The sequence below is a fragment of the Pseudonocardia sp. DR1-2 genome, assembly GCF_023717215.1.
GTDB lineage: Bacteria > Actinomycetota > Actinomycetes > Mycobacteriales > Pseudonocardiaceae > Pseudonocardia > Pseudonocardia alni.
The window spans coordinates 36,774-63,038 of the sequence record NZ_JAMQOF010000006.1 but is presented as its reverse complement, the minus strand read 5'-3'; the positions used below and the strand labels follow the sequence as shown (position 1 = coordinate 63,038).

At 74.7% G+C, this 26,265-nt stretch carries 20 protein-coding genes; 8 read left to right on the top strand and 12 right to left on the bottom strand.

The window, feature by feature from the left end; translation table 11 throughout:
* Nucleotides 1–9: 9 nt before the first annotated feature.
* The gene (locus tag ND486_RS18375) at nucleotides 10–234 is read left to right on the top strand and encodes a hypothetical protein (protein ID WP_208821447.1); all 225 of its coding nucleotides are present in this window, start codon (nucleotides 10–12) and stop codon (nucleotides 232–234) included.
* A gap of 47 nt (nucleotides 235–281) precedes the next feature.
* Here ND486_RS18375 and ND486_RS29850 read toward each other — a convergent pair whose 3' ends face one another.
* The 3 genes from ND486_RS29850 to ND486_RS18365 form a co-directional block, all read right to left on the bottom strand.
* Nucleotides 282–1,118, bottom strand: coding sequence for a methyltransferase domain-containing protein (locus ND486_RS29850; RefSeq protein ID WP_308215859.1), 837 nt, complete (start codon nucleotides 1,116–1,118; stop codon nucleotides 282–284).
* Nucleotides 1,115–1,966 (bottom strand): class I SAM-dependent methyltransferase, encoded by an 852-nt coding sequence (locus tag ND486_RS29845; RefSeq protein WP_308215858.1) that lies wholly within the window; start codon nucleotides 1,964–1,966, stop codon nucleotides 1,115–1,117. The genes ND486_RS29850 and ND486_RS29845 overlap by 4 nt, the downstream gene beginning before the upstream one ends.
* Before the next feature lie 340 nt (nucleotides 1,967–2,306).
* Nucleotides 2,307–3,512, bottom strand: coding sequence for an acetyl-CoA hydrolase/transferase C-terminal domain-containing protein (locus ND486_RS18365; RefSeq protein WP_251785465.1), 1,206 nt, complete (start codon nucleotides 3,510–3,512; stop codon nucleotides 2,307–2,309).
* Nucleotides 3,513–3,547: 35 nt separating this feature from the next.
* On the opposite strand from ND486_RS18365, the gene ND486_RS18360 reads away from it, so the two are divergent.
* Both ND486_RS18360 and ND486_RS18355 read left to right on the top strand, forming a co-directional pair.
* The gene (locus tag ND486_RS18360; protein WP_179760868.1) at nucleotides 3,548–4,537 is read left to right on the top strand and encodes a glutathione S-transferase family protein; all 990 of its coding nucleotides are present in this window, start codon (nucleotides 3,548–3,550) and stop codon (nucleotides 4,535–4,537) included.
* Nucleotides 4,538–4,662: 125 nt separating this feature from the next.
* A complete protein-coding gene (locus ND486_RS18355; protein ID WP_374231490.1) occupies nucleotides 4,663–5,850 on the top strand; it encodes a glycoside hydrolase family 3 N-terminal domain-containing protein in 1,188 nt (395 codons plus the stop codon).
* 9 nt (nucleotides 5,851–5,859) lie between these two features.
* Here ND486_RS18355 and ND486_RS18350 read toward each other — a convergent pair whose 3' ends face one another.
* On the bottom strand, nucleotides 5,860–6,969 hold the full coding sequence (locus tag ND486_RS18350) for an epoxide hydrolase family protein (protein ID WP_251785462.1): 1,110 nt from the start codon (nucleotides 6,967–6,969) through the stop codon (nucleotides 5,860–5,862).
* A gap of 66 nt (nucleotides 6,970–7,035) precedes the next feature.
* Here ND486_RS18350 and ND486_RS18345 point away from each other — a divergent pair, with 66 nt between their 5' ends.
* Complete coding sequence (locus tag ND486_RS18345) at nucleotides 7,036–7,995, top strand: YafY family protein (protein ID WP_251785460.1); 960 nt, start codon at nucleotides 7,036–7,038, stop codon at nucleotides 7,993–7,995.
* A 58-nt stretch (nucleotides 7,996–8,053) separates the two neighbouring features.
* Here the strand turns inward: ND486_RS18345 and ND486_RS18340 are convergent, their stop codons facing one another.
* The 5 genes from ND486_RS18340 to ND486_RS18320 all read right to left on the bottom strand — a co-directional run bounded on the left by ND486_RS18340 (nucleotide 8,054) and on the right by ND486_RS18320 (nucleotide 19,862).
* Nucleotides 8,054–8,821, bottom strand: coding sequence for a beta-ketoacyl-ACP reductase (locus ND486_RS18340; protein ID WP_251785451.1), 768 nt, complete (start codon nucleotides 8,819–8,821; stop codon nucleotides 8,054–8,056).
* Complete coding sequence (locus ND486_RS18335) at nucleotides 8,818–14,439, bottom strand: biotin carboxylase N-terminal domain-containing protein (RefSeq protein WP_251785449.1); 5,622 nt, start codon at nucleotides 14,437–14,439, stop codon at nucleotides 8,818–8,820. The genes ND486_RS18340 and ND486_RS18335 overlap by 4 nt, the downstream gene beginning before the upstream one ends.
* A 184-nt stretch (nucleotides 14,440–14,623) precedes the next feature.
* Entirely contained in the window at nucleotides 14,624–16,573 is a 1,950-nt protein-coding gene (locus ND486_RS18330) for a 3-oxoacyl-[acyl-carrier-protein] synthase III C-terminal domain-containing protein (RefSeq protein WP_251785448.1), read from the bottom strand.
* 541 nt (nucleotides 16,574–17,114) lie between these two features.
* Complete coding sequence (locus tag ND486_RS18325; protein WP_251785446.1) at nucleotides 17,115–18,524, bottom strand: MFS transporter; 1,410 nt, start codon at nucleotides 18,522–18,524, stop codon at nucleotides 17,115–17,117.
* 165 nt (nucleotides 18,525–18,689) lie between these two features.
* The gene (locus ND486_RS18320; protein WP_251785445.1) at nucleotides 18,690–19,862 is read right to left on the bottom strand and encodes a citrate/2-methylcitrate synthase; all 1,173 of its coding nucleotides are present in this window, start codon (nucleotides 19,860–19,862) and stop codon (nucleotides 18,690–18,692) included.
* Between the two features lie 69 nt (nucleotides 19,863–19,931).
* Here ND486_RS18320 and ND486_RS18315 point away from each other — a divergent pair, with 69 nt between their 5' ends.
* Complete coding sequence (locus tag ND486_RS18315; RefSeq protein WP_251785444.1) at nucleotides 19,932–21,179, top strand: citrate synthase; 1,248 nt, start codon at nucleotides 19,932–19,934, stop codon at nucleotides 21,177–21,179.
* On the opposite strand, the gene ND486_RS18310 is transcribed toward ND486_RS18315, so the two are convergent.
* Nucleotides 21,119–21,685 carry a class F sortase gene (locus ND486_RS18310; RefSeq protein WP_251785442.1) on the bottom strand — a complete coding sequence of 189 codons (567 nt, stop codon included), beginning with the start codon at nucleotides 21,683–21,685 and terminating at the stop codon, nucleotides 21,119–21,121. The genes ND486_RS18315 and ND486_RS18310 overlap by 61 nt on opposite strands.
* 164 nt (nucleotides 21,686–21,849) lie before the next feature.
* The gene (locus tag ND486_RS18305) at nucleotides 21,850–22,545 is read right to left on the bottom strand and encodes a hypothetical protein (RefSeq protein WP_251785434.1); all 696 of its coding nucleotides are present in this window, start codon (nucleotides 22,543–22,545) and stop codon (nucleotides 21,850–21,852) included.
* 212 nt (nucleotides 22,546–22,757) lie between these two features.
* Between ND486_RS18305 and ND486_RS18300 the strand changes: the two genes are divergently transcribed.
* From ND486_RS18300 to ND486_RS18290, 3 genes are read left to right on the top strand one after another with little or no spacing between them, the layout of a single operon-like run.
* Nucleotides 22,758–23,192 carry a TIGR03618 family F420-dependent PPOX class oxidoreductase gene (locus ND486_RS18300; RefSeq protein ID WP_251785433.1) on the top strand — a complete coding sequence of 145 codons (435 nt, stop codon included), beginning with the start codon at nucleotides 22,758–22,760 and terminating at the stop codon, nucleotides 23,190–23,192.
* A gap of 16 nt (nucleotides 23,193–23,208) precedes the next feature.
* Entirely contained in the window at nucleotides 23,209–24,009 is an 801-nt protein-coding gene (locus tag ND486_RS18295; RefSeq protein ID WP_224403328.1) for an MBL fold metallo-hydrolase, read from the top strand.
* A complete protein-coding gene (locus ND486_RS18290) occupies nucleotides 24,006–24,662 on the top strand; it encodes a VTT domain-containing protein (protein WP_224403327.1) in 657 nt (218 codons plus the stop codon). Before ND486_RS18295 ends, ND486_RS18290 begins: the two co-directional genes overlap by 4 nt.
* Before the next feature lie 143 nt (nucleotides 24,663–24,805).
* On the opposite strand, the gene ND486_RS18285 is transcribed toward ND486_RS18290, so the two are convergent.
* Nucleotides 24,806–26,167: a S1C family serine protease gene (locus ND486_RS18285; protein WP_251785425.1), complete on the bottom strand. Its 1,362-nt coding sequence runs from the start codon at nucleotides 26,165–26,167 to the stop codon at nucleotides 24,806–24,808.
* Nucleotides 26,168–26,265 lie beyond the last annotated feature (98 nt).

The following is a 26,265-nucleotide window of genomic DNA, read 5'->3' as shown; positions in this document are numbered from 1 at the left end:
CTCGTGCGTATGCGACGAACCACCCCTCTCCGGGCGCTGCTCGGCACCCTCGCGGCGCTCGCGCTCGTCCTCACCACCGCCGCGTCCTGCGGCGGCGGGTCCGCGACCCCCGCGCCGGCCCCCCAGCAGCAGCAACAGCAGCAGGACACGGACGACGACCGCGACGGCGACGACGACCAGGACGGCCGGCAGGACGGCGACGACGGCGGCAACGACGCCGACGACGACGGCTGAGCGCGCCCGGCCCGTGCCCCGTGCGGGGTCCGGGCCGGAGCCCGCCCTCAGGCCCGGACCGCGTGCACGATCCCCCAGGTGAGCTTGCCGGCGCGGCCACCGTCCACCCAGTGCTGCAGGCCCGCCTTCATCGCCGTCAGGTAGGGCCCCGAGATCGACGACGACAGCTCCTCCTCGTGCGCCACCAGCTCCTCGCGCACCCGGCGGTAGTGGGTCGCGAGGTGCTCGGCGTGGTCGAGGAACCGGACCCCGGTGAAGCCCCGCCGCTCCAGACCGTCGGTGTAGTAGCCGGGCGTGGCCATCGTGGACAGTGCGATGCGGTCGAGGATCGGCTGGATCGAGGACTGGTCGAGCCCGTCGACGGCCATCGGGTCGGTGAACACCACCTGCCCGCCGGGACGGAGTACCCGGGCGACCTCGTCCAGCACGGTGTCGCGGGAGCCGGAGTGCAGGAACGCGTCCTGCGACCACACCAGGTCGACCGAGGCGTCCTCGACCGGCACGTCCTCGTAGCTGCCGGTGGTCACCTCGACCCGACCGGCCAGGCCCTGCTCCCGGGTCATCCGCTCGTTGCGGGCGTTCTCCACCGGGGAGAGGTTGAGGCAGTGCACCGTGGCCCCGTGTGCGGCCGCCAGCCGGCGGGCCGCGCCGCCGTAGCCCGCTCCGAGGTCGAGCACCCGGGTGCCGGGGCCGACCCCGGCGACCTCGGCCATCCGGGTCACCGTGCGGGCGCTGGCGACCGAGATCAGCTCGTCCGGTGCGTCGTAGACGCCGACGTGGATGTCCTCGCCGCCCCAGACCCGGGAGTAGAAGGTGTCGGCGTCGTCGGAGTCGTAGTAGGACCGGGCGGTGTGCTCGGCGGTGTCCTGGGTCGTCCGTGTCACTCGGCGTCCTCCTGGTCGAGGTAGGCCTTCTCGGCGATGTGCACGAAGAAGTCGGGCTCGTCGTCGGCGTAGGTCGACTGGAAGTCGCCGTAGGTGTCGACCCGCTGGAACCCGACCTCGTGCATGAGGCGGCGGGTGTAGTCCTTGCGCAGGGGGAACATGTTCAGGTGGTACTGGGACCCGTCGGGGAACCGGTAGCGGAACCGGGCGAGACCGTCGTCGACGTACTCCGGCTCGGCGACGACGTCGTCGCCGCAGTAGTAGTACCGGTGCTTCGAGGAGAAGCCGTTGTCCAGGATCGCGTCGTAGTTGCGCTGGTCCAGGATCAGCACGCCGTCGTGGGAGAGCATCGCGTAGAACTCGGCGAGCGCCTTGCGGCGGTCCCGCTCGGAGAACAGGTGGGTGAACGAGTTCCCGAGACAGATGATCGCGTCGTACTCGCCGTGCACGTCCCGGTTGAGCCACCGCCAGTCGGCCTGCACGACGCGCAGCACGTGCCCGCCGAACTTCATCCCGTTGTCGAAGGCCTTCGCCAGCATCTCGGCGCTGCCGTCGGCGGACACGACGGTCTCGAAGCCCTCCTCCAGCAGCCGGACGGAGTGGAAGCCGGTGCCGGTCGCCACGTCGAGCACGCTGGTGACGCCGCGCGTGCGGAGCTGGTCGACGAAGAACCGCCCCTCGCTGGCGTAGCGGGCCCGCCAGTCGATCAGCTCGTCCCACTTGTCGACGAACGTCTGCACGTACTCGTGCTTGTAGTGGGTGGACTCGCGGACCTCGGTGGGCGCGTCGCCGAACTCCTGCACGGTGCTGGCGGGCCCCCGGAGCCCGCTGCGGTGGTCTGCCGTCATGGGGCGCGCCTCCTCGGCGCTCGGGTGCGGGACGGCCCTGACCGTAGGTGCCCCCGCGGCCCCTGTCCGCTCACCCAGGGTGAACCTGGAACGGCCGCCGGAGTTGTGTTATGCGCAACTCAGCCGGTCATCCGGGGATTTTCCGGGCGGCGGCGAGCGGGCCCGGGCGGTGTCCGGCTGCGTGCGGGCCCACCAGTGACGTCATGTGGTCGTCACACGTCGTGGGTCCGGAGTGGACGTCGTGGCGCGACCGTCCGGCCGGCGGCGGCCCGCGGCCGGGACGTCGGCGATCCGTTCACCCCGGGTGATCTGTGGTTCCGGTCACACCATGGATCGGAGTTCATCCGTCCGGAGTAACGGCGCCGTCCCACAGGGCGCTCAGCGCGCGTCGCCGCTCCCCGCGGCCGAGCCCCCGCAGATCCGCCGTGCCCCGTTCGGTGACGACCACGTCGACGTCGTGCGACGGCGTCGTCACCGGTCCGCCGAGCCGCTCCACCAGCGTCGGGCGCCCGCGGTGCGCCGCGGGCAGCGCGATCACCGACAGTCCCGGCCCGCGGACCGCGGCCGCCGCGAAGTCCGGGTGCCCGCCGATCATCCCGGCCGCCGAGCCGGCGACGCCCTCGACGTTGACCTGGCCGTCCCGGTCGATCTCCAGCGCGGTGTTCAGCGCGACCAGCGGCCCCGGGTCGGTGCTGAGCCGGGACACGTCGTGGGTGTGCTCGACCGGCCGGACCGTGCCGCGGCCGGCCCGGCCCAGCCGGTCGGCCCAGTCGTAGAGCCGGGGGCTGCCGTAGAGCGCCGTCGACGACGGTGTCCCGCGCAGCAGCCCGCGCTCGTCCAGGTCGACGACCGCGTCGGCGAGCAGCCCGGAGTCCACCGCGACCGGCACGTCCAGGGCCTCGACGAGTGCCGCGGCCAGCCGCCCGGGGCCGAACTGGATCCGCGCCCCCGCCGGGACGAGGCCCGCGACCGCGGCGGCCACCGCCCGGTCGGCGTCGCGCGGCGCGGGGGTGGCGACGGTGTGCGGGGCCCCGTCCGGTCCGTCGACCTCACCGAGCACCGCCACCCCGGCCAGCGGGGGACCGGCGTCGGCGTGCGGCGCGGAGCGGGACACGACCGCCGCGACCGGGACCCTGGCGTCGTACAGGCCGCGCATCCAGGAGGCCTCCGCACCGAACCGCAGGTCACCGCGGTCGTCGCGGACGACGGTCGCCAGCAGCAGGTCCGGGCGCAGCGGGCCGGCCAGCAGCGCGGGCGTCGCCGAGAGCCGGGCCGGGACCCGGTGCGCGCGCCCGGACTCGATCAGCGCCCGCGCTCCCGGCCCCCCGACGACGGTGCGGATGTCGGCGAATGCGTCCGGCTCGAGGTCCGGGGCCGGGCCGGGCACCCAGCCCAGCACGAGCCGCACACCCCCGGCCCGGGCCGCGACCGCCGAGAGCGGGCGGGCGAGCGCGTAGGGGAGCCCGCAGCCGTCGGCCAGCGCCACCCGGGAACCCGGCGCGACCAGCTCGGACAGACCGCGTGCGAGGTCACCGTCGACGCCCATGCGCCCATCCGACCACAGGGCTAGCGTTGGCGGGCATGGGGACCGACCAGGACAGCGGTGAGTTCGTACGGGAGGCGCTCGGGGTGGCCGAGCGGATCACGGCCGACGGGTCGTCGCCGTGGCCGGTCGAGGCGGGCCGCTACCGCCTCGTCGGCGCACGCGCCTGCCCCTGGGCGAACCGGGTGATCATCACCCGGCGGCTGCTCGGGCTGGAGGACGCGATCTCGATGGGCATCGCGGGCCCGCTGCACGACGAGCGCAGCTGGCGCTTCCACCTCGACCCGGGCAACGTCGACCCCGTGCTCGGCATCGAGTACCTGCGCGAGGCCTACGAGAAGGCCGTCCCCGGCTACGACGAGGGCGTCACCGTCCCCGCCATGGTCGAGGTCGCCTCGGGCAAGGTCGTCACCAACGAGTACGCGCTGCTGGAGCGCGACCTGTCCACCCAGTGGCGGGGGCTCCACCGCGACGGCGCCCCGGACCTGTGGACCGACCCGGAGGCGATCGACGAGATCGGGAAGGGGATCTTCCACGACGTCAACAACGGCGTCTACAAGTGCGGGTTCGCCTCGTCCCAGCGCGCCTACGACCGCGCCTACGACGCCCTGTGGTCGCGGATGGACGAGCTGTCCGAGCACCTGTCGACGCGCCGCTACCTGGTCGGTGACTCGATCACCCAGGCCGACATCCGGCTGTGGGTGACCCTGGTCCGCTTCGACGCCGCCTACCACGGCCACTTCAAGGCCAACCGGCACAAGCTCACCGAGCTCCCCGTGCTGTGGGCCTACGCCCGGGACCTGTTCCAGACCCCCGGCTTCGGCGACACCATCGACTTCGAGCAGGTCAAGCAGCACTACTACGGCGTGCACGCGTCGGTGAACCCGACCGGGATCGTCCCGAAGGGACCCGACACCGCAGGCTGGACGACCGCGCACGGCCGCGAGGAGCTGGGCGGGCGCCCGTTCGGCGACGGCACCCCGCCCGGCCCGCCGCCGGAGTCCGAGCGGGTCCCCGCGGTCGGCTGAGCCCCGCACCCGGCGCAGCGGGCCGGGCCGGGGGAGCCGGTGACCGCGGCGCGGCGGGGGCGCCGGGCCGGGACGGGCCTGTCACGATGGTCGCGATGCGAGTGCCTGGACGACCCCACCCCGTGATCCGGCAGCGACGCCGTCGCAGCACCGGACTGCTCACCGCCGCCGTCGTGGGCGCGCTGACGGCGGGGCTCGTCGCCGTCGCCGGGCCGCAGCCGACCGCGAACAGCACCGACGCCGCCCCGCCGGGCGCAGCGCCGCAGGCGGCACCGGCGGCCCGGCCCGCACCGGACCCGGACACCTGCGCCCCGATGGTGGCGGCGTTGTCCCCGCGCGACCGGCTCGCCCAGCGCCTGATGGTCGGGGTGGACGCCGCCGACCCGGCCGGCGCCACCGCGATCGTGCGGGAGTCGCAGGTCGGCGGGGTGTTCCTCGGCGGCAACGCGACCGCGCTGCTGCAGGACGACCGGCTCGCGGCACTGCAGAAGGCGTCCCGCACGCCGCTCGCCGTCGCCGTCGACGAGGAGGGCGGCCGGGTCCAGCGCATCGACGAGCTCGACGGCGACGTCCCCAGCGCCCGGCAGATGGCCGCGTCCGACAGCCCCGAGGAGGTCGCCGGGATCGCCCGCGAGCGCGCCGGGCAGCTGAGGGCCCGTGGCGTCACCTGGAACCTCGCGCCGTCGGTCGACGTCTCCGACCAGCCGCGCACCGCCGTCATCGGGGACCGCTCGTTCTCCGACGACCCGGCCACCGTCACCCGCTACGCCGCCGCCTGGGCCGAGGGGCAGCAGGCCGGCGGGGTGTTCGGGGTCCTCAAGCACTTCCCCGGCCACGGGCACAGCTCCGGTGACTCGCACAAGGGCTCGGTGAGCACGCCGCCGCTGGACCGGCTGCGTTCCGGTGACCTCCGGCCCTACGCCGACCTCGTCGGACCGGGGAAGCCGCTCGACGGGCGGGTCGGGGTCATGCTCGGCCACCTCGACGTCCCGGGCCTGACCACCGACGTGCCCACCAGCATCGCCCCGGCCGCCTACCGGCTGCTGCGCGAGGACTACCGGTTCGACGGTCTCGCCATGACCGACGACCTCGGTGCGATGAAGGCGATCACCGACCGCTTCGGGCTCGCCGAGGCCACCACCCGGGCCCTGACCGCCGGCGCGGACATGGCGCTGTTCTCCAACGTCACCCCGGTCGCCCCGCTGCTCGACGCCGCGGAGAAGGCGCTGGCCGAGGGGCGGATCACGGCGCAGGACAACGACACCGCCGTCGCGCGGGTGCTGGCGGCCAAGGGGCTCTGCAGCCGCGGCTGAGCTCGCCCCTCAGCCGGCGAAGAACGCCCGGATGTCGGCCGCCACGTCGGCCGGCCGTTCCAGGGCGGCGAAGTGCCCGCCCTCGTCGAAGGTGCTCCAGTGCTCGATCCGGGTGTTGTCGCGCTCGGCGAACACCCGGACGGTCCGGAAGTCCGAGGCGAACACGGCCACCCCGGTTCGGGCGTGGTTCACCCGCGGCTCCGCGCCGGCGCGTGCGTCCTCGAAGTAGATCCTGGCCGAGGTCGCCGCGGTGTTGGTCAGCCAGTACAGCGACACCTGGGTCAGCAGCTGGTCACGGGTCACCAGCGCGGTGCCGTTGCCGAACGACGCGAACAGCTCCGAGTAGGCCAGCTGCCCGACCGGTGAGTCGGCCAGCGCCGCGCCGATCGTCTGCGGGCGGGAGGCGTTCATCCCGTTGTAGCCGCCGACCGAGGAGAACCACTGCATGAACTCCAGTGCGGCGTGGTCGTCCGGTCCCAGCCGCTCGAACTCGGCCGGGTCGCCCGACGGGAACGAGAACAGCTGCAGCACGTGCAGCCCGAGGAACCCGGGCGGGTCGAGCAGGCCCAGCTCCCGCGCGACGAGTGCCCCGGCGTCGCTGCCGTGCGCCCCGTAGGAGGTGTAGCCGAGCCGGCGCATCAGGGTGTCCAGCGTCGCGGCGATCCGGGCGGTGGTCCAGCCGCCCTCGGCGAGCGGGGTGCTGAAGCCGAACCCGGGCAACGACGGCACCACCACCGAGCAGGCGTCCTCGGCGCGGCCGCCGTGCGCGACCGGGTCGGTCAGCGGGCCGATCACGTCGAGGAACTCCGCGAACGAGCCGGGCCAGCTGTGCAGCAGCAGCACCGGCGTCGCGCCGGGCTCGGCCGAGGGGACGTGCAGGTAGTGCAGGACCTGGCCGTCGATCTCGGTGAGGTACTGCGGGTGGGCGTTCATCCGGGCCTCCTGGGCCCGCCAGTCGAACCCGTCGCGCCAGTACGCGACGGTCGCGGCCAGCCACGCGTTCGGGGTGCCGTAGGTCCAGTCGTCGCCCGGCGCGGGACGGGGCAGCCGGGTGCGGGACAGACGGTCGGCGAGGTCGTCGAGGTCGGACTGCGGGATCTGCACGGTGAACGGCGTCATGGGTACTACGGTGCCGGTCGATCAGGCACGTTCCCTTCCTGTTCGCGACCGGATCCGGAGATTCTCGTGGCCGACACCGCCGCCCGCATGCTCGCGCTGCTCGGGCTGCTGCAGAGCCGTCCGGAGTGGACCGCACCGGAGCTGGCGGAGCGGCTGGGCGTCAGCGCCCGCACCATCCGCAACGACGTCGCCCGGCTCCGCGGACTCGACTACCCGGTGCACGCCGTCCGGGGCGGCGCCGGGCACTACCGGCTCGGGCCCGGCGCGCGGCTGCCCCCGCTGCAGCTCGACGACGCCGAGGCCGTCGCCGTGGCGATCGGGCTGCGCACCGTGAGCGCGCACGGCGGGCGGCTGGGGGACAGCGGCGACCGCGTCCTGGCCAAGCTCGACCAGGTGCTCCCGGACCGGCTGCGCCGCCGCGTCGCCGCCATCCACGACGGCACCGTCGCGGGGCCGCGCAACACCGACACCGTCGACCCGGATCCGGAGGTCGACCCGGCGGTGCTCACCGAGCTCGCCACCGCGATCCGCGACCACACCTGCGTGCGGCTCGACCTGCCCGGGCAGGAGTGGCCGGTCACGGTCGAGCCGTACCGGATGGTCTCCTGGCAGGGCCGCTGGTACCTGGTCGGGCGGCTCGACGGCGGGTGGCGGACGTGGCGGGTCGACCTGGTCCGCCCGCGTACGGCGACCGGCCGCCGGTTCGTCCCGGACCCGCTGCCCGGCGGGGACTACCCGGCCCTGGTCCTGCGGGAGGCCGCGTCGACCGGGTGGCAGGTGCACGTCCGCATCACCGTCGACGCACCGGCGGCGACGGTGCTCGCCCGGATCAACCCGGCCGTCGGCGCGGTCGAGGAGGTCGACGACACGCACTGCGTCCTCGTGACCGGGGCGGACAGCATCGAGACCGTCGCGGTGTACATCGGGCTGCTCGACCTGGACTTCCACGTCACCGAGCCACCGGAGCTGGTGGCGCGGCTGCGCGCACTGGCCGACCGCTACACCCGGGCGACCACGGTCCCCTGAGTACGCACGAGGGCCCCGCACGACACTGTGCGAGGCCCTCGGCAGGGGAGAACGACGGTCAGGACCCCATGTCCAGCCCGCCGTTCACGCTGATGACCGAGCCGGTCACGTAGCCGGCGCGGTCGTCGACGAGGAACTGCACGGCGCGGGCGATCTCGTCGGCCTGGCCGAGGCGGCCGACCGGGATCTTCGAGACGATCTTCTCGAGCGCCTTCTCCGGCACGGCGGCGACCATCTCGGTCTCGATGAAGCCCGGCGCGACGCAGTTGACGGTGACGCCCTTGCGGGCGACCTCCTGGGCCAGCGACTTCGAGAAGCCGATCAGGCCGGCCTTCGACGAGGCGTAGTTGGCCTGGCCCATCGCGCCGGTCTGGCCGATCACCGAGGAGATGTTCACGATCCGGCCGAACTCGTTGCCGGTCATGTGCTCCAGCACGGCCTTGGTCATGTAGAACGCGCCGGACAGGTTGATCCGCAGCACGGCGTGCCAGTCGTCGACGGTCAGCTTGCGGACGGTCTTGTCGACGGTGATGCCGGCGTTGTTGATCAGGTAGTCGACGCGGCCCCGCTGCTCCAGGACCTCGGTGACGACCCGCTGGCAGTCCTCGGGCGAGCCGACGTTGCCCTGGTGCACCGAGATCGACGCGCCCTCGGCCTCCAGCTTGCCCTTCAGCTCGTCGGCGGCCTTGGAGTTCGACGAGTACCCGGCGGCGACGTGCACCCCGGTGCGGGCCAGCGCGGTGGTGATCGCGGCGCCGATCCCGCGCGCACCCCCGGTCACGATGGCGACGCGCTGCTCCGGGTGGGTATCGGTGATCGCGGTCATGCGTTTCCTCCAAAGGTGTCGAGAGTGCGCTTCATGCCCCGCTGGACCGCGTCGGCCAGGTACGGCCGGAGCTGGTCGGGGGAGACGATCCGGTGCACCGAGCCGACGGACTGCGCCCGCTCGATGGAGTGCTTGGTGTCGAACTCGTCCGCGACCTGGCCGAGCTTCTCGGAGCGGACGTCCGGACGGAGGGTGGCGAGGTCGCCGCGCAGCCGTGCCGCGGTCGCCTCGTCCCCGTCGGTGACGGCTTGCTTGATCCGGGTCTCCAGGTCGGTGACCCGCTCGTCCTTGGCAGTGCGGTCGTTGACCTCGCCGGCGAACACGACGGCCGCGGCGGGCGCCCCGCCGAGCACGGAGGCGTAGGAGCCGGTGATCGCGGCGACCTCCATGTTGTCGTTCAGCGTTCCGGAGAACACCACGAACGCGCCGCCGTGGTAGCGGGAGACCACGCAGAACACGATCGGGCCGTCGAAGTTGACGATGGCCCGGCCGATCTCGGCGCCGTTCTCCAGCTGCAGGCCGCGCAGCGACTCCGGCGAGCCGTCGAACCCGGACAGGTTCGCCAGCACGACCAGCGGCCGGTTGCCGGACGCGGCGTTGATGGCCCGCGCGCACTTGCGCGACGAGCGCGGGAACAGCGTCCCGGCGGTGAACTGCGACGGCCCGTCGACCGGGCGCGGCCCGCGCCGCGGCAGCGGCCGCGACTCGATGCCGATCATCGCGATCGGCTGGCCGCCGAGGTGGGCGTCGAGCGCGACGACCGAGTCGGCGTCGTGCATGTCGGCCCACCGCTCCGACGTCGGGTGGTCGGCGTCGGCGACGCCGCGCAGCACCGAGCGGATGTCGAACGGCTTCTTCCGCTCCCGGTTGGTCTCCGGCGCCCAGATCTCGCCGAGCGTGGTGAAGTCGCAGTTCGGCCCGGAGTGCGGCGCCGTGGTGACGTCGCGGGAGACCGGGTCGGTGGTCGGCGCGGGTCGCGGGAACCGCTCGCCCGGCTGGGTCCAGGTGTGGGCGTAGTGCGCCAGCAGCACGCCCACGGCGCCGCCCAGGTCCGGCGCCCAGTACTGCGCCTGCCCGTTCGGGCCCATGATCCGGTCGTAGCCGCCGATGCCGAAGTTGTCCTCGGCCGAGACACCGCCGGAGAAGTCCAGCGAGTGCTTGCCGGTCAGCACCATGGCCGAGTCCGGCGTCATCACCAGGATGCCCTTGGTGTGCATGAGCATCGTCGCCTCGGCGTTCCAGTAGGGCTGGGCGCCGACGTTGATGCCGGTGACGACGACGTTGAGCTCCCCGCCGTCCTGGGTGAACTCGATGATCCCGCGCAGCACCCGGGAGATCCAGTCCATGTTCTCCGTGCCGGAGTCCATCGCGATCTTCGCGCCGGCCGAGACGGCGAACCACTCGATCGGCACGTCCAGCTCACGGGCCAGGTGGATTGCGGCCATCACGCGGCGGCACTCCGGCTCGGCGATCGCGCCGAGGGCCCGGGTCGGGTCGCCGAGCAGCACGACCCGCTTCATCCCGTCCGGGTAGCGCCGGGTCGGCACCGAGACGACGCCGAGCACCAGGTTGGCGCTGTTGCCGCCGGGCGCGCGGTCGACCGGCACCGGCAGCGCCGGGTCGGCCGGGTCGACGAGGTCGTACTCCTGCCAGGTGCCCGGGCCGGCGTCGACCGGGGCCGTGAGCAGCGGGACGATCTCGTAGGGGTAGACGGCGCCGCGGCGACGGGCCTTGAGCACCTTCTGGTCGTAGGCGTCGAGCTCGCGCATCGGCTCGGTCGGGGGCTGGTCGAGCTTGACCGTGAGCCCCGCGCCGGGCGGGCGCGACATGCGCAGCAGCATCGAGCGCGGACCGCCCTGGCCGCCGGTGACCTGCGGGTCGGCGGTGCGGAACTCGACGAGGACCTGCTCCAGCCCGAGGTTGGCCGTGCGCGGCGCGAGCCGGCGGACCACCGAGTCCAGCTCGGCGAGCGGGACGTCGACCTCCGGCCACACGTAGAGCGCGATCCGGTTCCACGACATCCGGGCCAGGGTGCGGTCCCCGGCGCGGGCGGCACGCAGCGAGTTGATGCAGGCGTCGAGCGCGCGCTCGAACTGCGGCAGCGAGCGGACCTTCCCGGTCTCCTCGTCGCGCAGCACGGTCAGCTCGCGGACGTCGGCCATCGCGACCAGCCGGTCGTCGGCGGTGACCTCGCGGCCGGTGGCCCGGAACAGGTGCACGTCGGTGGCGGCGGGCAGGCGGTGCAGCTCGAAGTTGCGGAAGCGCCACAGCCGCAGCCGGTCCGCGACCAGCGGGTGCATGCCCCGCAGCGTGCGGTCCTCGACCAGCTCGCCGGTCTCGTCGGGCCGGAAGGTGAACCAGGTCGGCGGCTCGGCCTCGTCGCTCGCCGTACCCGCGGCGCGCGGGTTCGGGCGGACGGCGACGGCGACCCGGTGCAGGTGCGCGGGAACCTTCCCCAGTGCGGCGCGGACGCGCTCGGCGCGGGCGTCGGGGTCACCGCCGTCGTCGGCCTTGGTCGAGGTGACGTAGAGGTCGACGAGCGCGGTGCGGTCCCCGTCGAGCTCGCCGACGCGGCGGCGCAGCTCGTCGGACACGGCCTGCGCGGCGGCCGGGTCGTTGTTGTCGATCACCGAGGCGAAGACCGTGCGGTCCCGGCCCAGGTGCTGGTAGCGGGCGGTCAGCAGCGGCTTGCCCGCGTGCTCGACGAGCTCCAGGTCGCGCAGCACCCGCACCCGGTAGTAGCGCCGGGTCATGACCTCGAGCAGCACGGCGTCGTGCCGCTCCCCGAACACGCCCAGGATCGGCTCCGAGGACCCGACGAGGGTGTCGATCCGGCGGGCCCGGTCCGCGGTCCCCGGGTCCGAGGCGAGCACGTCCAGGCTCTCCCGGACCTCGGTCAGCGCCCGGTCCCGCTCGGCGGCGACGACCGGGGCGTCGAACGCCCGGTAGCGGGCCAGCCGCGCGGTGTCCCCGACGACGGGGTGCCGCAGCTGGGTGGCGACGACGACCTCGTCGAGGGTGCGCAGGTAGTCCTCGCGCGCCGCGGGGGAGAGGTTCGCGACCGACTCCGGGTGGCGCAGCCGCCAGTTCAGCAGGTCCAGCACGACCGGCACCTGCTGCGGTGCGCGGCGGTGGGCCAGGAACATCCGGTACAGCGCCGGGCCCAGGTCGTCGGCGCGGCCGGTCCCGCCGTCGATCTCGGTGACGCCGTAGTGGGCCAGCGCCCGGCGCAGCTTGGCCTGGAACGACTCGGGCAGGCCCTCGTCGTCGGCGTCGCGGGAGCGCAGGTAGGCGTAGAGGTACTCCTGCGGGTTGCGCTCGGTCTCGCCGGTCTCGTCGTCGGTCTCGGACCGGTTGCGCGAGAGCTGGCAGAGGTCGGCGAAGATCTGCAGGACGGCGGTCTCCCCGGCCAGCACGGCCGGGTCGTCGGCGGCCAGCTGCTCGCGGGCGGCGGCGAGGCGGCGCAGCTGCGGGCGGGCCTGGCGCTCGTCGACGTCGAAGCCCAGCACCTGGAAGCGCAGCGCGGACAGCGCGTCGGCCGCGGTCGCGGCGGCGTCGGTGTCGGCGCCGGCCGCGGCGAACGCGGACAGGTCGGCCCGCTCCCCGCTGGGGCCTGCCGCGTCCGCGTCGGCCGACGGCTCCAGCCGCACGAGCTTGGTACCGCCGTCGACCTGGGTGTTGGCCGGGACGAGGATCTCGGCGACGGTGCCGTCGAACGGCGCCCGCAGCGAGGTCTCCAGCTTCATCGACTCGACGATGGCGAGGGTGTCGCCCTCGGACACGGTCTGGCCCGCGGTGACCGGCAGCGCGACGACCATCGCCGGGGCGGGGGCGCGGACGATGCCGGCCTCGCCGCCGGAGATGCGGTGCACGGCGCCGTCGACCTCGACGAGGTAGTCCGCCTCCTGCGCGACCGACAGCACGGTCCAGGACAGGTCGCCGACGGTGAGCCGGCGCTCGTAGGCGCCGTTGCGCTCGACGTCGACGTCGACCGACACGCCGTCCAGCTCGACGGTGTAGCGGCCGGCGCGGGTGCGGGCGACCGTCAGCTTGTAGGACTGCCCGGCGACGGTGACGTCGGTCTGGTGCCAGGTCTCGTAGCCCACCTCGGGCCGGCCGGCCTCGGCGGAGCGGAACAGCCGCTCCTGCTGGCGGGCGACGTGGCCGTCGTGGCTCTGCACGGCGGTGGCGAGCAGCGCGACGTCGAGGCGGCGCGGCGGCGCGTAGCCGTCGGCCATCATCGTGTCGAGCCAGGTGGTCTGCAGCTCGCCCGAGCGGAACTCGTCGCGGTCGAGCAGGTCCAGCAGGAACGCCTTGTTCGTGGAGCCGCCGTCGATCACCGCGGAGGTCTGGCGCAGCGCCCGGGACAGCCGCGCGCGGGCCTCGTCGCGGTCGCGGCCCCAGGCGATCACCTTGGCGATCATGGAGTCGAACTGGGGCGGGATGACGTCACCGGCGGCGACGCCGGTGTCGACCCGGATGCCCGGACCGGACGGCAGCGCCAGGTGCTCGATGCGGCCAGGGGCGGGCGCGAACTCGCGTTCCGGGTCCTCGGCGGTCAGCCGGGCCTCGATCGCCCAGCCCTGGGCCGCCGGGACCTCGCGTGCGACCTCGGCGAGCGTGCCGCCCGCGGCGACGTGCAGCTGCAGCTTCACGATGTCGACGCCGGTGCACGCCTCGGTGACCGGGTGCTCGACCTGCAGCCGGGTGTTGACCTCGAGGAAGGAGAGGAGCTTCTCCTCGGGCTGGTAGAGGAACTCGACGGTGCCGGCGTTGACGTAGCCCGCGGCGCGGGCCAGCTCGGCGGCCGAGCTGCGCAGCAGCGCCTCCTGCTCGGCGTCGAGTGCGGTGGACGCCGACTCCTCGATGACCTTCTGGTTGCGCCGCTGCACCGAGCAGTCGCGTACCCCGAGGGTCCAGACGTCGCCGGTGGCGTCGGCGACGACCTGCACCTCGACGTGGCGTCCGCCCGACACCGCGCGCTCCAGGAACACGGTCGCGTCCCCGGCGGTCCTCGACGCCTCCGACGCGGCCCGCTCGAAGGCCTCGTCGAGCTGCTCGGGGCCCGGCACGTAGCGGATGCCGCGGCCCCCGCCGCCCGCGGTCGCCTTCACCATCAGCGGGTAGCCGACGGTCTCGGCGGCCTTGCGCGCCGTCTCGACGTCGGCCACCGGACCGCCGGACCACGGCGCCATCGGCACGCCGACCGACTCGGCCAGCTGCTTGGAGGCGATCTTGTCCCCGAGCCGGCGCATCACCTCGGCCGACGGGCCGACGAAGGTGATCCCCAGCCGCTCGCACAGCTCGGCGAAGTCGGCCTTCTCCGAGACGAAGCCCCAGCCCGGCCAGACCGCGTCGGCGCGGGTGGCGCGCAGCGCGCGCTCCAGCTCGGCGTGATCGAGGTAGGGGCTGGTGCCCATGTGGTCCGGGTCGTCCGGCCCGATCAGGACGGCCTCGTCGGCCTCACGGACGTACATCGCCCGCCGGTCGACGGCGGTGTGCAGCGCGATCGTGCGCAGGCGGCGGTCGGGCCCGTTCTGGGCGTTCCACTCACGGACGGCGTTGATCAGCCGCATGGCGGGTTCGCCGCGGTTGACGATGGCGATGCGCGAGAACATGGCTGGGCTTCACTGCTCCTACGGGTGCTGCGACGAGGTGGCGGCGGTGTGCCGCAACGACATCGTCGTCGTGCGGTCGGCGGGTCGGTGCGGACGGTGGCCCGGTCGGTGCCGGAATGCGGGCGGGCTCACCTCCCGGACGGGGATCTTCCCGCCCACTGTGGCCCGTGTCACCCGGTCGTGGCTACTCGCCGAAGGCGATCCGGACGTCGTCGGAGGTGGGCGCGGCGGCCGGCTCGGCCGTCGCCGCGGCGGTCGGGTCGAGGTGGACCTCCGGGGCCATGACGGCGGGGTCGACCTCGAGGACCGCGTAGCCGCCCACCGCGCCGGCCCCGAATCCGGGCGCGAAGACCCGGGTCCGGCCGGCCACGACGCCGTCGGCGACGGAGTCGAACAGCGCGATCGGGATGGACGCCGCGGAGACGTTCCCCATCGACTCGATGTTGAAGTACAGCTGCTCCGCCGAGAGCCCCGCCTTGCCCGCGAGCTGCAGGATCATCGTCTTGTTGGCCTGGTGCGGGACGATCAGGTCGACGGCGTCGAGCATCGAGCCCTCGCCGTCGGGGCCGGCCTGCTCGGTGAGCTCGCCGATCATCTGCGACAGGTAGCGGGCGACGAGTGCCTTCACCTCGGGGCCGTAGACGGTGATGTCGTTGTCGAACTCCGGGTTCGGCCAGATGATCGAGTTCACCTGGGTGTCCGGGCCCGACGCGTAGGTCTGCAGCAGGTCGATGTCGCCGCGCTCGCCCTCGGCGGCCGGGGCGATCACCATCGCGGCCGCACCGTCACCGAAGATCATCCGCGAGGTGCGGACGTTGCCGATCTTGTCGGAGAACTTCTCGACGCAGACCAGCAGGACCGGCCGGTTCACCTCCTGCAGCTGGCGCACGGCCTCGGACAGGCCGTATGGCAGCCCGGCGCAGGCGGCGACGATGTCGGCCGAGCAGTGCGTCTGGAGCAGCCCGAGCCGCCCGGACAGCCACGTCGACAGCGACGGGATCAGCCGCTCGCTGGTGCAGGTGGCGACGAGCACGGCGCCGATCTCGGAGCGGTCGCGGCCGGAGTGCTCCAGCGCGCGGACCGCGGCGGCCCAGGCCAGGTCCTCGATGTCCAGCTCGGTGTAGCGGCGCTGGTCGATCCCGGTCTTGGCGGAGATCTCGTCGGCGCTCATCGGCGACCAGGAGAACGCGGAGTTGCGGACGACGTCGTCGTTGGAGCAGACGTGCTCGCCCCGGACGACGGCGAGCGCCTCGACCTTCGGCTGAACCGCGAACGTCTCACGGACCCGGATCGGCGGCAGCGGGGTGGCGGGCTCGACCGGGTCGGACTGCGTGGAGAGCCGGCCCCGGCGCGCCGGGCGGGTGCCGGTGGCGCGGTCCAGGAACTGCTCGACGTCGCGGTTGCGGGGGTGGAAGGCGATGACGTACTCGTCGTCGCCGATCTCGTCGGCGGTCCGCAGCTCGGTGGCGGCACGGTCCCAGGGGTACTGGTTGTGCAGCACCATCGCCCAGCGGGTCAGGGCCTCGAGCTCGGGACGCTCGGCGTGCGCGTCGAGGATCTCGTTGAAGGAGAAGACCGGGTAGTCCGGGTCGTGCTGCGGCACGACGAAGGTCTGCGCACCCGGTGTGGTGAGGAACTGCTCGACGGTCGGCTTGACGGCCGGCAGCTCGGTCGCGTGGTGCCGACGGTTGCCGTAGACGTCGAAGAGGAGGTCGAAGATGCGGCGCTCGGTCGCCTCGTCCCAGGTGCTGGGGAGCGCGGCGAAGGCGTCGGCGACGGCCCGGACCTTCTTGTCGCCGTCGCGCCACGGGGTGAGCAGCGGGAGGAAGACGTCGCTCCGGTGGCGGGGGAGGTCGCGCCAGCGGGTCGGACGCTTCTCGAACATGGTGAGCGTGTACCGGTTGACCCAGAACAGGTTCTGGCTCATGTCGCGCAGCAGCGCGAAGCGGCTCTCGTAGGCGCCGCTGGTGACCCGCTCGAGGATGTCGGTGCCGGTGGGCGCCTTTGCCTCGAAATCGCGACCGACGATGGCGGTGAACTGCTCCATATCGTCGATGACGGAGAAGTCGAGTTCTCCGAGAAAATTGGCGGGAAAGACCAGTCGGTCGTGGTTGTTGACCACGAACGGTTTCATGTGACGACCTCCAGCAGCGGCGTCGACCGGCGGAATCGCCAGGCGGGACGCGGTGCGGCCTGGTCGATCGGATCGGTTGCGGTGCCTGCAACGCTATCGATGAACAGTCACGATCGGAATGTGATCCAGCCGCCGAGTGTGCGCTCTCACGGATGGTCGGTCAACTCGGACTGTTACCGGCGAGAATGTTACCGGTCGGTTCTACTCGTCGGTTCCCCGAAAGAATTCCGCAGATCCGCAGGTTGGCGGGCGGAGGTCGTCCACAGTAGAATGATCACCGGGCGTGGCGGGTCGGTCCCGACGCGTGCACATGCAGGCGGGAGCGTGGTCGTCGGCGTCACAGCCCGCGCGGCGATCGTCACCCGCACCTGGTGGGGTGCACCATCGTCCGAACGGGGGAGGACGGTGTCGAGCCTCCGATGTGGACGGTCGTGCGGGGAGTCGCGACGGGCGGGCCGGACCGGCGGGCGGTATCCGGGACGGAATGCGTCGGCGGAATGCGGTCGCCATTTCCGGGGCACCGTTCCCGGGAGGCCGGTGCTCAGCCGTGGGCGGTGGCCGGGGCCGGGGTCGCGACGGTCTCCGCCGCCGGTGCGGGCGTCAGCAGCACCAGCACCGTGGCGAGCAGCCCGGCGGCGCCCGCCGCGACGAAGGAGATCGTGTACGCCGTCGCCGAGGGGGGTCCGCCGTCGCCGAGCACGTAGGTCGCCGTCACGGCCGCGACGACCGCGGTGCACGAGCTCGTGCCCAGCTGGCGGGCCAGGGTGTTGAGGCTGTTCGCCGCGGCGGTCTCCGACTCCGGCACCGCGCGCATGATCGTCAGCGGGATCGCCGAGTAGGCGAGCGCGGCGCCGACCGCGGCCACGGTGGAGGCGGCCATCAGCAGCGGCACCGTCGAGGGCATCGCGGCGAAGGCGAAGTTGCCCGCCCCCAGCAGGAGCGTGCCGAGCACCAGCGTGGTGCGCGGGCCGCGCAGCCGCGACAGGCGCGCCGAGGCCGAGGAGAACACCACCATCGACCCGCCCATCGGCAGCAGCACCAGCCCGGCGACGACGAGCGAGAGCCCGAACCCGTAGCCGGTCGTGACCGGCGCCTGGAGGATCTGGGTGGCGAGCACGAAGCCGGCGAACATCGCGAAGCCCACCAGCACCGAGGCCAGGTTGGTGAGCAGCACCGCGGGCCGTGCCGAGACCCGCAGGTCCACCAGCGGTGCGGGGACGCGCAGCTCGTACCGGGCGGTCGCGGCCACCAGCACCACGGTGCCGGCGAACAGGCCGAGCACGGTCGGGGAGGCCCAGCCCCAGTCGTTGCCCTTGGAGATCGCCAGCAGCAGGCACATCAGGGCCCCGCCGACGCCGAGCGCCCCGGGCACGTCGAACCGGCCGCCGGTGCGCAGCCGCGACTCGGTCACCAGCCACCGGACCAGCAGGATCTGCACGACACCGAGCACCGCGGCCCCGGCGAACAGCCAGCGCCAGCTCGCGAACTGGGCGACGACGCCGGTGATCGGCAGCCCGATGGCCCCGCCGAAGCCGAGCGAGGACGACATCAGCCCGACCCCGGACCCGACCCGGTCGGCGGGCAGGACGTCGCGCATCAGGCTCATCCCGAGCGCGATCACCCCGAACGCGGCGCCCTGCAGCACCCGGGCGACGAGCAGCAGCCCGATCCCGGGCGCCAGCGCGCCGAGCAGCGACCCCACCCCGACCAGGCCGAGCGCGACGAGCAGCATCCGCCGCTTGCCGAACATGTCGCCGAGCCGCCCCAGCACCGGCGCCGACACCGCGCCGGCGACCAGGTTGGCGGTGATCAGCCACGACGCGGTCGACCCGCTGACGTCGAGCAGCTCCGGGAACCGCGGGAGCAGCGGGACGACCATGGTCTGGACCAGCGAGACGAGCAGCCCGCAGGAGGCCAGGACGGCGATCGCGACGCCGGGGCGTGGCGGCACCGGTGCGGATCCCTCGGGGTGGGTGCTCTCGGGCTGCTGGTGCGGACGGCGTGCCCGGAACACTCGACCTCCGTGGTGGGTGACAGATCGTGCCGGCGGACGACCCCGCTGAAGCGGGAGTCACCCATCAGATGAGCACGCCGGTCACCCGTCCGGCAAGCCGGGTCACCTCCCGCGTGCGGGGACCGGCTCGGGCGCCGGCGGGCCGTCGTAGACCGCGGAGGGCCGGATCAGGCGTCGCTGCGCGGCCTGCTCCAGCACGTGCGCGCACCAGCCGACGACCCGGCTGACCGCGAACGTCGGCGTGAACATGCTGCGGGGGATCCCGCAGCCCTCCATCACCACGCCCGCGTGGAACTCGACGTTCGCGAACAGCGGGTGGTCCGGGCGCAGCTCCGCGAGGGTGGCGGCCACCCGCCGTTCGACGTCGGCGGCCCGCGCGGGCAGCGGCCCGCCCAGCTCCGCGGCGACCTCGCGCAGCAGCGCCGAGCGCGGGTCCGGCCCGCGGTAGACGGCGTGGCCGAACCCCATGATCCGCATCCCCGCGGCGAGCCGGTCGGCCACCCAGCGCTCCGGCGAGCCGCCGGCGTCGCGGTCGATCGCGTCGAGGCTCTCCAGCGCCCGGTCGGGGGCGCCGCCGTGCAGCGGCCCGGCGAACGCCCCGAGCGCGGCGACCACGCAGGACGCGACGTCGGCGCCGGTGGAGGCGACCACCCGGGCGGTGAAGGTGGAGGCGTTGAAGCCGTGGTCCACCGTCGCGACGAGGTAGGCGTCGAGCGCGCGGACGTGCGCCGGCGCGGGCTCGGCCCCGTCCAGCATCCACAGCCAGTTCGCGGCGGAGGACAGGTCGGTGCGCGGCGCGACCGGGTCGAGGCCGTGCCGCAGCCGGTGCAGCGCGGCGAGGACGGTCGGTGTCGCGGCGCAGACGGTCGCGGCGTCGCGGGTGCCCGCCGCCGGGTCGTCCCAGAGCGGGCGCATCCCGTGCTGCGGGCCGAGCAGCGACAGCGCGGTGCGCAGCCCGGCGAGCAGGTCGGGCCCGCAGGCGTCGGCGATCGCGGGCAGCTGCGCGGCGACGGCGTCGGGCAGCGCCCGGCGCTCCGCGGTGGCGTCGGCGAACTCCGCGGCCTCGCCCGCGTCCGGGAGACGGCCGTGGACGAACAGGAACCACACGTCGTCGAAGGTGCGGGTGCGCGCGAGGTCGACCGCGGAGTACCGGCTGTAGTGGTAGAAGCCCTCGTCGCCGCGGACGTCCCCGATGCGGGTGCTGGTGACGGCGACGCCGCGCAGGCCCGGTGGGACCTGCCCGGCGGCGGCGCCGATGCTGTCGGTGCTGGTCATGACGGGACCGTCGCCCCGTCGGGAACCATTGTCAATATTGATGCAGTCAATGTTGATACGGTCCACGTCGTGGAGTACCTGACCGTCGCCGAGACCGCGGAACGCCTCGGGGTGAAGCGGGAGACCGTGTACGCCTACGCCAGCCGCGGGCTGCTGACCAGCGTGCGCGGCGCGCAGCGGCGGGGCAGCCGGTTCGCCCAGGAGGAGGTGGAGGCCCTCGCCGCGCGCGGCCGCGAGTCTGGCGAGCCGTCCGGGACGGTCGAGCGCATCAGGACGCGGATCACACTCGTCGCCGACGGCGGGCCGTGGTTCCGCGGGCTGGCGGTGCCCGCGCTCGCGGGGTCGGAGGATCTCGAGCACGTCGCGGCGCTGCTGTGGGAGGTCCCCGGCCGGGTGCCGTTCGACGCCGACCCGGACCTGCTCGCCCCGGCGCGTGCCGTGCTCGCCGCCGCCCCCGCCGGGGCCCGGGCGACCGACCGGTTCCGGCTCGCCGTCGCCGCGGTGGCCGCGGCCGACCCGCTGCGCGCCGACGCGCGGCCGGGAGCGGTGGTGGCGACGGCGTCGTCGCTGCTGGGGACGGTCGTGACCGCGCTCGCCGGGGACCCGGGAGCCGCGGGCGGGCCGGGCGTCGCGGGGGCCGGTCTGGCGGAGCGGCTGCTTCCGGCTCTGGTCCGTGACCCGGACCGGGCACCCGCGCCGGCAACGGCCGGACACGTCCGCGCCGCGCTGGTCCTGCTCGCCGACCACGGCCTGGCGTCGTCGACGGTCGCGGCCCGGGTCGCCGCGAGCACCCTGGCCGACGTGCACGCCGTCGTCTCGGCCGGGCTCGGCGCCCTCGACGGGCCCCGGCACGGACTGGTCAGCGGGCTCGCGCACCGCTTCCTCGCCGACGCCCTGGACGACCCGCCCGGCGCGCTCGCCCAGCGGCTGCGGGCCGGCGAGCGGGTCCCGGGCTTCGGGCACTCGGTCTACCGGGGCACCGACCCGCGGGCCACGGTGCTGCTCGACCGGCTGCGCGCCGACCCGGCCGCGGACGACGTCGTGGCCTGCGTCGACGCCGTCGTCGCGGGGATGGACCGCGGCGGCGACGGCCCCGCCGCGAACGTCGACCTCGCGCTCGCCGCGCTGATGCACGCCCACGACCTGCGCCCGGACGCCGGCGAGCTGCTGTTCGCCTGCGCCCGGACGGTCGGCTGGGTGGCGCACGCCCTGGAGGAGTACGCCGAACCCGGTCTGCGGTTCCGGCCGACCGGCGTCTACACCGGGCCGCGGCCCGGGTCGACCAGCGAGGCGAGCACCACGACGTTGTCGGTGTAGCTGCGCACACCCCGGTCGAACGTCCCGCCGCAGGTGATCAACCGCAGGCCCGCACCGGGCAGGTCGCCGTAGACGGCCGCGGTGGGGAAGCGGTCCTTGGCGTAGCGACGCACCGCCTGGACCTCGAAGGTCGCGGTGGTGCCGTCGGCGCGGTCGACCGACACCAGGTCACCGGGGGCCAGTGCGTGCAGCCGGTGGAACGGGCCCGGCTCGTGGTCCCAGTCGACGTGCGCCGCGAGCACCGCCGGTCCCCGGGCGCCCGGGGCGGGGGCGCCGGTATACCAGCCGGTGTCGGCGCCGTCGGGCGGCACCTCGAGGGTTCCGCGGCCGGTCAGGCCGAGCGGGACGAGCCCGCTGTCGAGCCCGATCGAGGGCGCCCGCACCCGTACCGGCTCCGAGTCCGGCAGCGGGGCCGCCGCCGGACGGAGCGTGGTGGTGGGCAGCGGCGGCACCGCCCCGCCGACCGCCACCGGCGGCGCCCCGAGCGGGACGGCCAGTGCCAGCACGACGAGCACCCCCCACCACACCCGTCGCACGGCACGGGGCCCGAGCGGCCCCCGCGGACCTCGGACGCGCGCGGGGTCGGAGGACGCGTTCCCGATCGGGAGCGCGTTCTCCGGAGCGGCGCGCGTGCGGTGTCCCCACGGGGCCGTGGGAGCGGGGGCGGGGGTCACGAGTGGCGGGTGGTCAGGGGGAGCGCGGCGCGGCCGGTGCGACGCCCGCTCCACACGACGACGCCCGCCCCGGTGGCGAGGACCGCGCCCGTCCCGACCAGCAGGAACACCGTCGGGTCGACGCCGGCGCCGCCGGAGCCGTCACCGGCCTCGACCCCACCACCCGGGACCGCGCGGACCTGCCCGGTACCGGCGGCCGCGACGAGGTCCGAGCCCTCGCAGGCCCGGCCGTCGTCGTCGCGGTCCAGGTTGTTCGGGTCCGACGGGTCGGCGGCGAGCACGGCCTGGGCCTGGGACCGGGAGAGATCGACGCAGTCCAGGTCGCTGCCGCGCCCGGCGGCGGGGGCCCCGGCCGCGGGAGTGGTCGCCTCCGGGGTCGCGGCGGTCTCCTCGGGCGCGGTCTCCTCGGGACCGGTCGCGTCCGGGGCGGTGGCCTCGGGGTCCTCGTCGGCCGGCGTCGCGTCGTCCGCGGGCTCCTCGGCGGGCGGCTCCTCGGTGTCCTCCTGGGCCGGGGCCGTCACGACCGGGCCCGCGGTGGTGACGGCGGCCGGTGCCGTGACGGCGCCCGCCACCGGGGTGACGGCCGGTTCCGCGGCCGACGCCGCTCCGGCCAGCGGGACCCCGGCGAGCGCGGCGAGGGTGAGGGACGCGGCGACGGCGCCGGTGCGGCGGACGAGCGAACGTGCGGTCATGATCCACTCCCTGTGACGAACGTGATCCTGGTGACCGGTGGGGCGAACGGGACGCCCGGTCCGATGGCGGAGAGTGAAGCGACACCCCCGTCGACAGGGCCAGGGAAGTCGCCCGTACGGGGATCACCGGGGCGGGTGGCGTCGCCCGGAGTGACCGGTGCCTCGGCGTGCCGGGGCGCGCGGGGCCCGGCGCGACGTCCAGGATGGCGACCGTGACGACCACCCCCGAACCGCCCCGGCGCCGCCGCCGGTCCCTCGACGACGGTGTCTCCGACGCGTTCGTCGAGCTCTGGTCCCAGCGCCGCCCGTGCGTCCTGGTGACCCCGCGCCGCGACGGCACCCCGCACGCGGTTCCGGTGGGGGTGACCGTCGACGTGGCCGGGCGCACCGCCCGGGTGATCTGCAGCGGCGGGTCGCAGAAGGCGCGCAACGTCGCCGCGGCCGGGCCGGACGGGGCGCGGGTCAGCGTCACCGTCGTCGACGGGCGCACCTGGTCCACGCTGGAGGGCCGCGCCGTCGTGCGGGACGAGCCCGACGTCGTCGCCGACGCCGAGCGCCGCTACGCCGCCGAGTACAAGCAGCCCCGGGAGAACCCCGCGCGGGTGGTGCTGCAGATCGCCGTCGACCGGGTCCTCGGCAACGCCTGAGGGGATACTCGACGGTGTGGACCTGCCGGAGACGACCTTCCTCGGCCACAGCACCCTGCGGCTGCGGATCGGCGGGCGCACCGTCCTGACCGACCCGGTGCTGGGGCGGTCGGTCGGGCCGCTGCGCCGTGCCGCGCCGGCCGTGGACCCGGCGGGGCCCGCCGGGGCCGACCTGGTCCTGATCTCCCACCTGCACGCCGACCACCTGCACCTCGCCTCGTTGCGCCGGCTGCCCCGCGCGGTGGAGGTCGTGGTCCCCGCGGGCGCCGGCGACTGGCTCCGCCGTCGTGGTGTCGCCCGGGTGTCCGAGCTCGCCGTGGGGCAGACCCGTGTCTTCGACGGGCTGCGCGTCACCGGCACCCCGGCCGACCACTCCGGGCACCGGTGGGGGCCCCGGTTCACCCACGGCCCGCAGGCCGACGCGATGGGACACCTGCTGGAGGGCGACGGGCTGCGCGTCTACGTCGCCGGTGACACCGGCCTGTTCCCCGGGCTCGACGACGTCGCCGCCCAGGGCCCGATCGACCTCGCCGCGCTGCCGGTGTGGGGGTGGGGCCCGAACCTCGGCCCCGGCCACCTCGACCCGGCCGGTGCCGCCGAGGCCGTCCGTCGGCTCGCACCGGCCGTCGCGCTGCCGGTGCACTGGGGGACCCTCGCCGTGGCCGGGCTGTGCTCGGTCCCGGGGCGGACCGGGTCCCGGATGCGGGAGCTGCTCGTACGCCCGCCGCACGACTTCGCCGACGCCGTCGCCGCGGCCGGGCTGCCCACCCGCACCCTCGTGCTCCCGCCCGGCGCCGCCGTCGGAACGCCGGCGTGAGCGCGCCGCACCTGCTGGCCGCGTCCGCCCAGGAGTGGCTGGACGCCGAACTCAGCCCGGACGCCGGGCGGATCGCCTACCTCGTCGTCGCCGGGGGAGTGCTGCTCGGGTCGGTGGTGCCGGTCGTGCCGACCGGTGCGATCGTCGGCGCCGCCGCCGCGACGGCGATGACCAGCTCCGCCCTGTCGCTGCCGGTGGTGCTGCTGCTGTCCTTCGCCGCGGCCCTGCTCGGTGACGTCATCACCTTCGCCGTCGCCCGCCTGGCCGGTGACCCGGTCCGCGCCGCCGTCGCCGGCGGGCGGCTCGGCGGTGAGCGCACCGCGGCCCGGATCGAACGGATGCGCGGCGCGTTCGCCGAGCGCGGCTGGCTGGTCGTGCTGGTCGGACGGGTCGCCCCTGCGGGGCGGGTGCCGACCCTGATCGCCGCCGCGGTCTCCGGGATGGCCTGGGCGAAGCTGGTGCCCGCGGTCGCGGCCGGGGCGGTGCTGTGGACGCTGCTCTACGGCGTGCTCGGGGTGCTGACCGGCAACCTCACCGACTCCCCGCTGGTGGCCGCGCTGCTCGCGGTCGGGCTGGTGGCCGTCGTCGCGGCGGTCACCGCGCTGGCCGGGCGGGTGCGGACCCGGCTACGGGCCCGGCACCCCACCGGCTGAGCCCCGGCGGCCGCCGTCCCGGCACGCGTACGGCACGCCCGTCCAGCGGCGCACACGGAACCGGCCGGGCGCGACGGGAGGGGGGATGTCGCGCCCGGCCGGGGCGGGTGCCCGGGGCGTGGCGTCGCCCCGGGGGGATCAGGTCAGTTGCCGCCGCCGAAGGGGTTGATGCCGAACGGCAGCTCGCCGGTGGAGCCGCCCTCGGGCACGGTGCGTGCCCCGTTCTGGGCGGTCGCGGCGGCGGTGTCGCGCACGCTGCCGAGCGTCACCGGCACCTCGCGGGCACCGGACCCGCTGCCGACGGTCAGCGTGACCTGCTGGCCGGGGGTGAAGTTGCCGACCCGGGCGATCAGGTCCGCGAAGCTCGACACCGGGTACTCGTTGACCTTGGTGACGACGTCGCCCGCCGTGATGCCCGCGGCGGCCGCCGGCGAGTTCGGCTCCACCGTCGTGATCTGGGCGCCCGCGGTCCCGCTCGGGGCGCTGCCGGAGGCCGACACCGAGCCCTGCACGCCGAGCTGCGGCTTGGTCGCGACGCCGGAGTCCATCAGCTCCTGGGCGACCCGCTTGGCGGTGTCGACCGGGATCGCGAAGCCCAGCCCGATCGAGCCGGAACTCTGCCCGGCCGTGGCGATCGCGGAGTTGATGCCGACGACCTGCCCGGCCAGGTTGACCAGCGGGCCGCCGGAGTTGCCCTGGTTGATGGGGGCGTCGGTCTGCAGGCCGTTGTAGACGACCGGGGCCTGGCCGTCGCCACCCGCGGTGACGGTCCGGTTCAACGCCGAGACGATGCCCGCGGTGACGGTGCCGGACAGGCCCTGCGGCGAGCCGTTCGCGACGACCTGCTCGCCGACCTGCACGCTCGAGGACTCCCCGAGGGTGGCGGGCTTGAGGTCCGTGGCGCCCTGGAGCTTGATGACGGCGAGGTCGTAGCTGGGTGAGGTGCCGACGACGGTCGCGGTGTACTGCCTCCCGTCGGCGGTGGACACGGTGATCCGGCCGCCGTCGGTGGCGTTGGCGACCACGTGGTTGTTGGTGAGGATCTGGCCGTCGGAGGTCAGGATGACCCCGGACCCCTCGGCGACGCTCTGCGCGGTGCGGACCTGGATGTCCACCGTGCTCGGGGTGATCGCGGCCGCGGCACCGGCGATCGAGCCGTCGGCGGGGGTGGCCGGGGTACCGGGGGCGGCGGCGCTGGTCAGCGTGGCCGGGGTGGAGGAACCGTCGAGCACCAGGTAGGCACCGCCGACACCGGCCGCACCGCCGACGAGGGCGGCCGTCAGCGCGACGGCGGCCAGTCCCGCACCGAACCGGCGCGGCGGCCTCGGTGCCGGACCCTGCTGCGGGAACGGCGGGTACACCGAGGTGGGCGGGCTCCCCGCGCCGTAGGCCGGGATCGTGGGGTTGCTCGTCGTCGCCCACGGCGGGGGCGTCTGGGTCCCGTGGCCGCCGCCCGGGTCGCCCCCCTGGCTGCCGCCCTGCTGACGGTGGTCGGTGTCGGTCACGGTGGTCGCCTCCTGTGCGTGGGTGCCGTCGTCGCCGGCCGGGTGGGCGGGGACCGCCCCCTCGTGACGCCGTGCGGGCCGGACGGGGTCGGTGGCGC